The following is an 11,971-nucleotide window of genomic DNA, read 5'->3' on the forward strand; positions in this document are numbered from 1 at the left end:
GCCAAGTTGACCCCCGTCCCCGGCGCATCGGCGGGACCGCGGAGCCACGGCCGCCGTGCGCCCTTGCGCACCCCGGCGGTTGCGGACACCGTGGTCGCGGGCGGCCGCCGGCCGGTGCCGTCCGACGGTGCCTGCGATCGGAGTCGACGTGGCCTCCTTCCCGCTCCCCCACACCCTGCTCGGCGACGGACCGCACAAGGTCGTCGCGGTGCACGGGTGGTTCGCCGACCGGTCGGCGTACGCGCCGGTCCTCGACGACCTCGACCTCGGCGCCTTCCAGTACGCGGTGGTGGACCTGCGCGGGTACGGCGAGGCCAAGGACGCCGTCGGCTCGTTCACGACGGCGGAGGGCGCGGCCGACGTCCTCGACCTGGCCGACCGGCTCGGCTGGGCGCGGTTCTCGCTGGTCGGCCACTCGATGGGCGCCAGCGTCGCGCAGCGCGTCCTGGCCGCGGCACCGCACCGCGTACGGCGCCTGGTGGGCATATCGCCCGTGCCCGCGCAGGGCCTTCGACTGCCGCCCGAACAGTGGGAGTTGTTCGCCTCCGCCGCGCGGGTGCCCGAGAACCGCCGCGCGATCATCGACATCACCACCGGCGGCGTACGCCCCGGCGCCTGGCTCGACCGCATGGTGGACCGCTCCCTGGCCGTGAGCGACCCGAAGGCGTTCCGCGCCTGGCTGGACTCCTGGGCGGTCGAGGACTTCCACCCCGAGGTGGCGGACGCCACCGTGCCCGCGCTGGCCGTCGCGGGCGCGCTCGACCCCGCCCTCTCCGCGGACCTCATGCGGAGCACCTGGCTGCGCTCGTACCCGCACGGGGAGTTGGCCGAACTCCCGGCGGCGGGGCACTACGCGATGGACGAGGCCCCGCTCGAACTGATCCGTACGGTGGAGGACTTCCTGCGCGCGGACGGCGCGGACAGCTCGGGCGGCGCCGACAGCTCGGGCGGCGCGGACAGCTCAGGCGACTCAGGCAGCTCGGGCGCCCCGGAGGGAGACGCGTGAGCCCGCGCGTCAACTGGCCCCCGGTCCCCGACGTCTTCGACCCCCGGCTCTACGCGGCGGGCGTCCCGCACGACCGGTACCGGGTGCTGCGCGACCACCACCCGGTGGCCTGGCAGGACGAGACGCCGGTGCTCGGCTGGCCCGCGGGCCCCGGCTTCTGGGCGGTCACCCGGCACGCCGACGTGGTCCGCGTCCTCAAGGACTCCGCCACCTTCTCCTCACACCTGGGCGCCACCCAGATCCGCGACCCCGACCCGGCCGACCTGCCGTTCATCCGGCGCATGATGCTCAATCAGGACCCGCCGGACCACGGCAGGTTGCGCAGGCTCGTCAGCCGGGCGTTCACGCCGCGGCGCGTCGACCGGTTCGAGGCGCGGGCCCGTGAGCGCGCCAGGTCGCTCATCGCCGCCGCGGTGGCGCGGGCCGGTGAGACCGACGGGACCTTCGACGTCGTCACGGCCGTCACCGACGAGTACGCCCTGCTCAACCTCGCCGATCTGCTGGGCGTCCCGCCCGCCGACCGCGGGCTGCTGCTGCACTGGACCCGGCGCGTCATCGGCTACCAGGACCCGGACGAGGCCGCGCCGCCGGTCGTCGGCCCCGACGGCCGCCCCGCCGATCCGCGCTCACCCGCGCAGTTGCGGGACATGTTCGCCTACGCGCGGGCGCTGGCCGAGAGGAAGCGGCACGGCCCCGCCGAGGGCGCTGGCATGACGTCCCCGGACGCCGAGCCCGACGTCATGACGACGCTGGCCACCGACCCCGAACTCACCGCGGCCGAGCTGGAGATGTTCTTCTTCCTGCTCACCGTCGCGGGCAACGACACCGTGCGCTCCGCCGCGCCCGGCGGACTGCTCGCGCTGGCCGAGCACCCGCGGGAGTACGAGCGGCTGCGCCGCGGCGAGGCCGGCCTCGGCACGGCCGTGGACGAACTCCTGCGCCACCACCCGCCGGTACTCAGCTTCCGCCGCACGGCGGCGTGCGACACGGAGCTGGCGGGCACGCGGATCGCGGCCGGTGACAAGGTCGTGGTCTTCCACGCCTCCGCCCACCACGACGAGCGCGTCTTCGCCGACCCGCACCGCCTGGACCTGTCCCGCTCCCCCAACCCCCATGTGGCGTTCGGCGAGGGCCCGCACGTCTGCCTGGGCGCGCACTTCGCGCGCCTCCAACTCCGCGTGTTCTACGAGGAGATCGGCCGCGCCCTGCCCCAACTCCGCCTGGTGGCACCGCCCAGGCGGCTCGTCTCGCACTTCATCAACGGCTTGAAATCGCTGCGGTTGGGCGTGGCCGGCTAGGTCCCCCGCGCCGCTCCCCCGCGTAGGGTGCAAGATCGAATCACCCGTCCGACAGCGGAGAACGAGCATGCGTGCGGCAGTCGAGGCCGACGACGAGTACCACGACGACGTGTTCCCCAGCATCATCGCGCCGCCGGACGGCAGCCGCTGGCAGGCGCCCGCCGATCTGGAGGAGCACCTGTACGAGCTGTGCGAGGCCGACGACGCGTACACGTATCTGCGGGCCGTCGCCGTGGAGGGCCTGTACCGTCCGGTGTCCCGCGCCGGGCAGGACTCCGACGCGGCCACCGGCGCGCTGCTGACCGTCACGCTGCCCGACGGCAGGCGGGCCGCGCAGGTCTACACCGCGGGTCTGCTGCCCCGCCCGCACCCGGCCGTCGTGTACGAGTACGTCACGCTCGGCGCGCTCGCCGAAGGCTGTCCCGACGACGTCGACCTCCTGGTGATCAACGCGGCGACGCCGTGCGAGCAGCACTACCTGACCAGCGACGACGAGCGGGAGGTCTGGGCCGACCTGCACGCGCGCCACCACAGGCCCGACGCGCGCGCCGACCGCATCGAGACGCGCCGCACCGGGGCGCCGGGCCCCGGTCCGCTGCTGCACGGCCTGGCGTGCGGCGCGCACCTCTGCTTCGCCAACGGCGACGCGTGGAACACCCTGGACTGGCACGGCGCGGGCCACCACAACGAGGTGGGGCGCCTCGCGGAGTCCTGGGGCGTGCACAACCGCGAGGGCTGGCTGGCCATGCAGGAGGGGCTGCTCGCCCGTGAAGTGTCGCCCTGGTACTGGGACTTCGTGCTCGGCGCGCGGTCGGAGCTGATCGCCCGGCAGGGTCCGCGCGTCGACCCCGAGCAGTGGCGCGACGTCGTCGAGTCGACGCTGCGCGGCCGCGCCCTGGAGTCCGGCGGCCCCGGCACGCCGCACCTGCCGGGCGAGGACCCCGAACTGGACGGCTTCGTGGCGGCCCTGCGCGGTCTCGCGGGCCAGGTGCTGCGCTACGAGGCACGGTTCCGCGCCGACGAACTCCTGCCCCCGGACGGCGTCGTCGCCACCGTCGCCGCCTGGGACATCGGCCGGGCGTCCAAGATGGCCCGCTGGGGCAGGGGCGCCCGCTACGCCACCCACACCGAACTGCGCACGGCCGTCGAACGCGCCTCCGCCGCCGCCCGCTCCGCGTACACCTCCTGGCCGGAGTTCTCCGCGGGCTACGTCCTGGGCCGCTGCCTGCACTTCGACGACGAGGGCTTCGGCCCCTGGTACACCGACGTGCTGCACGCCCACCGCATCCTGACCACGGACCCGGACAGCCCCTGGCTGACGGTGCCGTTCTTCGAGGACTGACGCCGGCGCTACGAAGGGCACGCCTCGGCCACCGGCCGGTCCGGCAGGAGCCGGTCCCAGTGGTGGTCCCTGCTGAGCCGGCAGACGTCCTCGGCCACATGGTCGACGTCGACGCTCCAGCCCCGTACGGTCCCCCGGGAGCCGATGGCCGCGACGGCCCGTCCGTTCGGGGAGAACCGAACGGTGGGTACGTCCGCCACGGCGGGTCCGGTGAGGGTGGCGTACTCACGGCCGTCGCGCGGGTGCCACAGACGCAGGCTCCGGTCGACGCTCGTGGTGGCGAGTGTGGTGCCGTCGGGGCTGATCTCCAGTCCGATGGCGGGTCGGGGGTGGCCGGTGAGGGTGGCCGTGACACGGCGGGCGCGGAGAAATCCGCGCGCGTCCCGAGGACCACCCGCAGCCGGCTCCCCGGCTCCTGGGACAGGAGCAAGCGGTCGATGAACGGCGCAGCACCCGCGACACCGGCACCCGTGCCACCCGCACCCCCGACACCAACACCGCCCACACCAGCCGCGCCAGCGCCTGCGGAGCAACGCCCGCGACACCGGGATCGGCCGCACCCGTGACACCCGTACCCGCACCGCAGCGCCCACACCGCCCCACCCGCCCCCAAGCCGGCCCACCGGACCCCCGCAGCCCCGTCGCCCCGTCGACCCGTCGACCCGGCCCACACCAGCCACCCCTCCCCACCCGCTCACCTGAGCACCCCTCCATCACAATCAGGTCTCGCTCACCCCCCGTGGCACCTCCGCCTCTTGCCACGCGCCCGTGTAATCGTTTCCAATCCTCGTGTAATCGATTCCACGAGGAGGTGGACGGCGATGGCTCCGAGTTCCGTGGGGATCAAGGACGTCGCGGCCGAGGCCGGGGTGTCCGTGGCCACCGTGTCGCGGGTGCTGAACAGTCATCCCTCGGTCAGCCCGGCCTCCCGGGCCCGCGTGCTCGCCGCCGTGGAGGCGCTCGGTTACCGGCCCAACGCCGTCGCCCGGTCCCTGCGCACCGACCAGACCCGCACCCTCGGGCTCGTGATCAGCGACGTGCTCAATCCGTACTTCACCGAGCTGGCCCGCTCCGTCGAGGAGGCCGCCCGCGCGCTCGGCTACAGCGTGATCATCGGCAACGCCGACGAACGGCCCGAGCTCCAGGACCACCACGTACGGACCCTGCTCGACCGGCGGATCGACGGGCTGCTCGTCTCGCCCACCGACGGCGGCTCCCCGCTGATGCTTGACGCCGCGCGGGCCGGGACGCCGATGGTCTTCGTCGACCGGTGGATCCCGGGGCTCGACGTTCCCGTGGTCCGCTCCGACGGGCGGGGCGCCGTACGCGACCTGGTCGCGCATCTGCACGGGCTCGGGCACCGCAGGCTCGCCATCATCGCGGGCCCGGCCGCCACCACCACCGGCAGCGAGCGCGTCGAGGCGTTCCGGGACGCGCTGCGCGAGCACGGCATCGCGCTGCCCGACGCCTACATCGGGCAGGGCGACTTCCAGGCGGCCAGCGGGCGGCGCGCCACCGAGCGGTTCCTCGCGCTGCCCGAGCCGCCCGAAGTCGTCTTCGCCGCCGACAACTTGATGGCGCTCGGCGCCCTCGACGCGATCCGCGCGCACGGTCTGCGCGTGCCGCACGACATCGGGCTCGCGGCGTTCGACGACATCCCCTGGTTCGTGCACACCGACCCGCCGGTCACCGCGATCGCCCAGCCGACCGGCGACCTCGGGCGGGCCGCCGTATCGGCCCTGGTCGACCGGATCGAGGGCAGGAGCCCCCGGTCCGTCACCCTGCCCGCCCGGCTCGTCGTGCGGCGTTCGTGCGGCGAGCCGGGGCCGGACCCGGACGTCACCCCCAGCCCGGAAAGGAGCAACAAGTGAGCCACCCGGACGAGTTGCTGCGCATCGAAGGCATCCGCAAGACCTTCCCCGGCGTCGTCGCCCTCGACTCCGTCGACTTCGACCTGCGCCGCGGCGAGGTGCACGTCCTGCTCGGCGAGAACGGAGCGGGCAAGAGCACCCTGATCAAGATGCTCTCCGGCGCGTACCGGCCGGACGCGGGACGCGTCGTCGTGGACGGACGCGACGTCCGCATCCACGGCGCGCAGGACGCCGAGCGGCTCGGCATCGCCACCATCTACCAGGAGTTCAACCTCGTCCCCGACCTGACGGTGGCCGAGAACATCTTCCTCGGCAGACAGCCGCGCCGCTTCGGGATGATCGACAGGAAGAAGATGGAGGACGACGCCCAGGAGCTGCTCGGGCGCGTTGGCCTGACCGTCTCGCCGCGCGCCAAGGTGCGCGAACTGGGCATCGCCCGGCTCCAGATGGTCGAGATCGCCAAGGCGCTGAGCCTGCGGGCGCGCGTCCTGATCATGGACGAGCCGACCGCGGTCCTCACCTCCGAGGAGGTCGACAAGCTCTTCGCGATCGTGCGGGCGCTGCGCGAGGACGGCGTCGGCATCGTCTTCATCACCCACCACCTGGAGGAGATCGCGACCCTCGGCGACCGCGTCACCGTCCTGCGGGACGGCCGCAGCGTCGACCAGGTGCCCGCCTCCACCCCCGAGGACGAGCTCGTCCGGCTGATGGTGGGCCGCAGCATCGAGCAGCAGTATCCGCGTCAACGCCCGGACACCGGGCCGCCGTTGCTGTCGGTGGAGGGCCTCACCCGGGACGGCGTCTTCCACGACGTCAGCTTCGAGGTGCGGGCCGGCGAGGTGGTCGGGCTCGCGGGGCTCGTGGGGGCCGGGCGCACCGAGGTGGCGCGGGCGGTCTTCGGTGCCGATCCCTACGACGCGGGCTCCGTCGGCGTGGCGGGCGAGCGCCTGCCCCGGCACGACGTGAACGCCGCGATGAGCGCGGGCATCGGCCTCGTACCGGAGGACCGCAAGGGCCAGGGTCTGGTGCTCGACGCCTCCGTGCGGGAGAACCTCGGTCTGGTGACGCTGCGTTCGGCGACCCGCGCCGGGCTGGTGGACCTCAAGGGGCAGCAGCGGGCGGCGGCGCGGATCGCCGGGCAGCTCGGGGTGCGCATGGCCGGTCTCGGCCAGCACGTGCGCACGCTCTCCGGCGGCAACCAGCAGAAGGTCGTCATCGGCAAGTGGCTGCTCGCCGACATCAAGGTGCTGATCCTCGACGAGCCGACGCGCGGCATCGACGTCGGCGCCAAGGTCGAGATCTACCAGCTCGTCAACGAGCTGACGGCCTCCGGGCACGCGGTCCTGATGATCTCCAGCGACCTGCCCGAGGTGCTCGGCATGAGCGACCGGGTCCTCGTCATGGCGCAGGGCCGGATCGCCGGTGAACTCACCGCGGACGAGGCCACCCAGGACGCGGTGATGGCCCTGGCGGTCAGCACCGCGGCCGTACACAACGACGAAGCGCACGAAGCGGAGGGCTCCCGTGGCCACTGAAACCCTGAAGCGCGACGCGGGTGGTGCGCCCTCGCTGCGCCGCGTCCTGCTCGACAACGGCGCGCTGAGCGCCCTGATCGTCCTGGTCGTGGCGATGTCGCTGCTCTCGGGCGACTTCCTGACCACGCAGAACCTGCTGAACGTCGGCGTGCAGGCGGCCGTCACCGCGATCCTCGCGTTCGGTGTGACGTTCGTGATCGTCTCCGCGGGCATCGACCTGTCGGTGGGTTCGGTGGCGGCGCTCTCGGCGACCGTCCTCGCCTGGTCGGCGACGTCGCAGGGGGTGCCGGTCTGGCTCGCGGTGATCCTCGCGGTGGCGACCGGCATAGCCTGCGGGTTCGTCAACGGGCTGCTCGTCTCGTACGGCAAACTCCCCCCGTTCATAGCGACGTTGGCGATGCTCTCGGTGGCCCGCGGCCTCTCCCTGGTGATCTCGCAGGGCAGCCCGATCGCCTTCCCCGACTCGGTCTCGCACCTCGGTGACACCGTCGGCGGCTGGCTGCCGGTGCCGGTGCTCGTGATGATCGCGATGGGTCTGGTCACGGCCGTCGTGCTCGGGCGTACGTTCATCGGCCGCTCCATGTACGCGATCGGCGGCAACGAGGAGGCGGCGCGCCTGTCCGGGCTCCGCGTCAAGCGCCAGAAGCTGGTGATCTACGGCCTGTCCGGGCTGTTCGCCGCGGTCGCGGGCATCGTGCTGGCCTCGCGTCTGGTCTCGGCGCAGCCGCAGGCCGCGCAGGGCTACGAGCTCGACGCGATCGCCGCGGTCGTGATCGGCGGCGCCAGCCTGGCGGGCGGCGTCGGCAAGGCGTCCGGCACGCTGGTGGGCGCGCTGATCCTCGCCGTGCTCCGCAACGGCCTCAACCTCCTCTCGGTGTCCGCCTTCTGGCAGCAGGTCGTCATCGGCGTCGTCATCGCGCTCGCCGTCCTCCTGGACACGCTGCGGCGCAAGGCGGGCGCGACGCCCGGTGCCTCCTCGGGCGCTTCCGGAGGGGTCGGGCGCAAGGGTCCGCAGGCGGTGAGGATCGCGCTGGCCGCCGTGGTCGCGGCGGCCGTGATCGGCGCGGTCTCCTTCTTCAACTCGGGCTCCTCGGGCAGCACGACCAAGGTCGGCATGTCGCTGTCCACGCTGAACAACCCGTTCTTCGTCCAGATGAAGGAGGGCGCGCAGGCCGAGGCCGAGAAGGCGGGCATCGACCTGACGGTCACCGACGCGCAGAACGACGCGTCCCAGCAGTCCAACCAGTTGCAGAACTTCACCGGCGAGGGCGTGAAGTCGATCATCGTCAATCCGGTCGACTCGGACGCGGCGGGGCCCGCGGTGCGCGGCGCCAACAAGTCCGACATCCCGGTGGTCGCCGCCGACCGGGGCGTGAACAAGGCCGAGACGGCCACGCTCGTCGCCTCCGACAACGTCGCGGGCGGCAGGCTGGCGGCGAAGACGCTCGCCGAGAAGCTGGGCGGCAAGGGCAAGATCGTGGTCCTCCAGGGCACCGCGGGCACCTCCGCGAGCCGCGAGCGCGGCCAGGGCTTCGCCGAGGGCATCAAGGCGTACCCCGGCATCGACGTCGTCGCCAAGCAGCCCGCGGACTTCGACCGCACCAAGGGCCTGGACGTCATGACGAACCTGCTCCAGTCCCACAAGGGCGTGACCGGCGTCTTCGCGGAGAACGACGAGATGGCGCTCGGCGCGGTCAAGGCGCTCGGCGACAAGGCGGGCGACTCCGTGCCGGTGGTCGGCTTCGACGGGACCCCGGACGGGCTCAAGGCGGTCGAGGCGGGCACGCTGTACGCGTCGGTCGCCCAGCAGCCCAAGGAGCTCGGCAGGATCGCCGTGCAGAACGCGGTCAGGGCCGCGCAGGGCAAGGACGTCAGGACCATGGTGAAGGTCCCGGTGAAGATCGTCACGGAGAAGAACGTCAAGGACTTCTCCTGAGCACGACACACCGCCGCACGCGACACCGCCGCACGCCACATCGCCGTACGAAAGCAGGAAACCGCACATGAACGACGACTACGACCTCCTTGTCGTGGGCTCCGCCAACGCCGATCTGGTGGTGGGCGTCGAGCGCCGCCCCGCGGCGGGCGAGACGGTCCTCGGCTCCGACCTGGCCGTCCACCCCGGCGGCAAGGGCGGCAACCAGGCGGTCGCCGCGGCCCGGCTCGGCGCCCGCACCGCGCTCCTCGCACGGGTCGGCGACGACGCCCACGGCACGCTGCTCCTGGACGCGCAGCGCGCGGCCGGGGTGGACACGGTGGGCCTGCTGGTGGGCGGCGCGCCCACCGGCGTCGCGCTGATCACGGTGGACCCCTCGGGCGACAACAGCATCGTGGTGTCGCCGGGTGCCAACGCCCGGCTCGTCCCCGCGGACATCCGCGCGGCGGGCAGTCTGCTCGCCGCGGCGCGGGTGGTCTCCGCCCAGCTGGAGATCCCGCTGGACACGGTCGCCGAGGTGGTGCGCGGGCTGCGTCCCGGCACGCGCTTCGTCCTGAACCCGTCGCCGCCGGCCCCGCTGCCCGCCGAAGTCCTGGCCGCCTGCGACCCGTTGGTGGTCAACGAGCACGAGGCACGGGTCGTCCTCGGCGAGACGGCGGGCGACACCCCCGAGGAGTGGGCGCGGGGTCTGCTCGCGCTCGGCCCCCGCTCGGTCGTGATCACCCTGGGCGCCGAGGGCGCGCTGACGGCCGACGGGCGTACCGACTCCTTCGTACGGGTCCCGAGCCCGAAGGTCGACGCGGTGGACACGACGGGCGCGGGCGACGCGTTCACCGCCGCGCTCGGCTGGCGCCTCGGCCTCGGCGAGGAGCTGGCCGCCGCCGCGGCGTACGCGGTACGGGTGGGCGCGGCCGCGGTCACCCGGCAGGGCGCGCAGAGCTCCTACCCGACGGCCGACGAGCTGCCCCAGGCCGCCCCGGAGGTCCCGTCCCCGTGAAGAAGTCCGGCATCCTGAACCGCCATCTCGCGGGCGCGCTCGCCGAGTTGGGACACGGTGACACCGTCCTCGTCTGCGACGCGGGCATGCCGATCCCGGCGGGTCCACGCGTGGTGGACCTGGCGTTCCGCGCGGGGGTGCCCGCCTTCGCCGAGGTGCTCGACGGGCTGCTCGCCGAGCTCGTGGTGGCGGGCGGGACGGCGGCACTTGAGGCCGGGGAGGCGAATCCTGCGGTGGCGCGCCTGCTCGCGCAGCGCGTCCCCGACCTCGACCTGGTCGCGCACGAGGAACTCAAGCGGCGCTCGGCCGACGCCCGCCTGGTGGTCCGCACGGGCGAGGCGCGGCCGTACGCGAACGTGCTGCTGCGGTGCGGGGTGTTCTTCTGAGGCTGTTCCTCTGAGGCTGTTCCTCTGGGGCTGTCCTTCTGAAGACGCGAGCCTCCTGAGAACCCACGCCGGAGCCGTCCGTTATACGGACGGCTCATCCCGCTCCGTGACCAGATTCCGCCCTTGACGGAGGCCCGGCCCACCCCGAACATCAGGCAACGCACAGCTCCACAGCGCCCTGCGGCACCCGCGTCGCAGGGCGCCTCGTACGTTCCGTCCCCTTCGCCGTTCGGAATACGGAGCCCCACATGAGACTCTCCCGCCCCGCCCTGCCGCGTCTGCTCAGACGGACCACCGCGGGCGTCGCCACGCTCGCCGCCGCCGGGCTGCTCGCCACCGCCGCGCCCGGCGCCGTCGCCGCCCCTTCGCCGACGCTCGCGGCCCCGGACATCCCGCTCGCCAACGTCAAGGCGCACCTGTCGCAGCTCCAGTCCATAGCCCAGGCCAACGGCGGCAACCGCGCGCACGGCAGGCCCGGCTACAAGGCCTCCATCGACTATGTGAAGGGCAAGCTGGACGCGGCCGGATTCACCACCAGCGTCCAGCAGTTCACCTCCAGCGGCGCCACCGGCTACAACCTCGTGGCCGACTGGCCGGGCGGGGACCCGAACAAGGTCCTGATGGCGGGCGCGCACCTCGACAGCGTCTCCGCGGGCGCCGGGATCAACGACAACGGCTCGGGCTCGGCCGGTGTCCTGGAGACCGCGCTCGCCGTCTCGCGCGCGCAGCTCAAGCCGACGAAGCACCTGCGGTTCGCCTGGTGGGGCGCCGAGGAGCTGGGCATGGTCGGCTCGCGCTACTACGTCAACAGCCTGCCCACCGCTGAGCGTTCAAAGGTCAGCGGCTATCTGAACTTCGACATGATCGCCTCGCCGAACCCGGGCTACTTCGTCTACGACGACGACCCCACCATCGAGAAGACGTTCAAGGACTACTACGCGGGCCTGAACGTCCCCACCGAGATCGAGACCGAGGGTGACGGCCGCTCCGACCACTCCCCGTTCAAGAACGTCGGCATCCCGGTCGGCGGCCTGTTCAGCGGCGCCGAGCGCGCCAAGTCCAGTGCGCAGGCGCAGAAGTGGGGCGGCACCTCCGGCCAGGCGTTCGACCGCTGCTACCACTCCTCCTGCGACAGCGCGTCGAACATCAACGACACGGCCCTCGACCGCAACAGCGACGCCATCGCGCACGCGATCTGGACCCTCGGCACGGACACCTCGGTGCCGCCCGGCGACAGCTACGAGAACACCGCCGACGTCGCCATCCCGGACAACGGCGCGGCCGTGACCTCGACGGTGAACGTGACGGGCCGCACCGGCAACGCCCCCGCCACCCTCAAGGTCGACGTCGACATCCGGCACACCTGGCGCGGCGACGTGGTCGTCGACCTGCTCGCCCCCGACGGCACGGCCTACCGCCTGAAGAACTCCAGCGGCAACGACTCGGCGGACAACGTCATCGCGACGTACACGGTCGACGCGTCCAGCGAGGCCGCGAACGGCGCGTGGAAGCTGCGCGTCCAGGATGTGGCGGCGCAGGACACGGGTTACCTCAACAGTTGGAAGCTCACGTTCTGAGCGCTCCGCCGGATGTGCGGCGT

At 73.0% G+C, this 11,971-nt stretch carries 10 protein-coding genes and 1 pseudogene; 9 read left to right on the plus strand and 2 right to left on the minus strand.

Annotated elements, in window-relative coordinates:
• Positions 1–148: 148 nt before the first annotated feature.
• The 3 genes from ACIO9J_RS39585 (at position 149) to ACIO9J_RS39595 (ending at position 3,646) form a co-directional block, all read left to right on the plus strand.
• Complete coding sequence (locus ACIO9J_RS39585) at positions 149–1,006, plus strand: alpha/beta fold hydrolase (RefSeq protein WP_402010149.1); 858 nt, start codon at positions 149–151, stop codon at positions 1,004–1,006.
• Positions 1,003–2,304 (plus strand): cytochrome P450, encoded by a 1,302-nt coding sequence (locus ACIO9J_RS39590; protein ID WP_402010083.1) that lies wholly within the window; start codon positions 1,003–1,005, stop codon positions 2,302–2,304. The genes ACIO9J_RS39585 and ACIO9J_RS39590 overlap by 4 nt, the downstream gene beginning before the upstream one ends.
• A gap of 67 nt (positions 2,305–2,371) precedes the next feature.
• Positions 2,372–3,646, plus strand: a complete 1,275-nt coding sequence (locus ACIO9J_RS39595; protein WP_402010085.1) for a DUF1266 domain-containing protein — start codon at positions 2,372–2,374, stop codon at positions 3,644–3,646.
• Positions 3,647–3,654: 8 nt separating this feature from the next.
• Here ACIO9J_RS39595 and ACIO9J_RS39600 read toward each other — a convergent pair whose 3' ends face one another.
• Entirely contained in the window at positions 3,655–3,846 is a 192-nt protein-coding gene (locus ACIO9J_RS39600; protein WP_402010152.1) for a hypothetical protein, read from the minus strand.
• Positions 3,847–3,903: 57 nt separating this feature from the next.
• Positions 3,904–4,344, minus strand: a pseudogene (locus ACIO9J_RS39605) (hypothetical protein); the annotation flags it as partial.
• Positions 4,345–4,467: 123 nt separating this feature from the next.
• On the opposite strand from ACIO9J_RS39605, the gene ACIO9J_RS39610 reads away from it, so the two are divergent.
• From ACIO9J_RS39610 to ACIO9J_RS39635, 6 genes are all read left to right on the plus strand, one after another.
• Positions 4,468–5,517, plus strand: a complete 1,050-nt coding sequence (locus ACIO9J_RS39610) for a LacI family DNA-binding transcriptional regulator (RefSeq protein ID WP_402010087.1) — start codon at positions 4,468–4,470, stop codon at positions 5,515–5,517.
• Positions 5,514–7,052, plus strand: coding sequence for a sugar ABC transporter ATP-binding protein (locus ACIO9J_RS39615; protein WP_402010088.1), 1,539 nt, complete (start codon positions 5,514–5,516; stop codon positions 7,050–7,052). Before ACIO9J_RS39610 ends, ACIO9J_RS39615 begins: the two co-directional genes overlap by 4 nt.
• Positions 7,042–8,988, plus strand: a complete 1,947-nt coding sequence (locus ACIO9J_RS39620; RefSeq protein ID WP_402010089.1) for a substrate-binding domain-containing protein — start codon at positions 7,042–7,044, stop codon at positions 8,986–8,988. The genes ACIO9J_RS39615 and ACIO9J_RS39620 overlap by 11 nt, the downstream gene beginning before the upstream one ends.
• Positions 8,989–9,055: 67 nt before the next feature.
• Positions 9,056–9,985 (plus strand): ribokinase, encoded by a 930-nt coding sequence (locus ACIO9J_RS39625; RefSeq protein ID WP_402010091.1) that lies wholly within the window; start codon positions 9,056–9,058, stop codon positions 9,983–9,985.
• Positions 9,982–10,371: a D-ribose pyranase gene (rbsD, locus tag ACIO9J_RS39630; RefSeq protein ID WP_402010093.1), complete on the plus strand. Its 390-nt coding sequence runs from the start codon at positions 9,982–9,984 to the stop codon at positions 10,369–10,371. The genes ACIO9J_RS39625 and rbsD overlap by 4 nt, the downstream gene beginning before the upstream one ends.
• Before the next feature lie 248 nt (positions 10,372–10,619).
• Entirely contained in the window at positions 10,620–11,948 is a 1,329-nt protein-coding gene (locus tag ACIO9J_RS39635) for a M28 family metallopeptidase (protein WP_402010095.1), read from the plus strand.
• Positions 11,949–11,971 lie beyond the last annotated feature (23 nt).

The organism is Streptomyces sp. NPDC087300 (assembly GCF_044744425.1).
GTDB lineage: Bacteria > Actinomycetota > Actinomycetes > Streptomycetales > Streptomycetaceae > Streptomyces.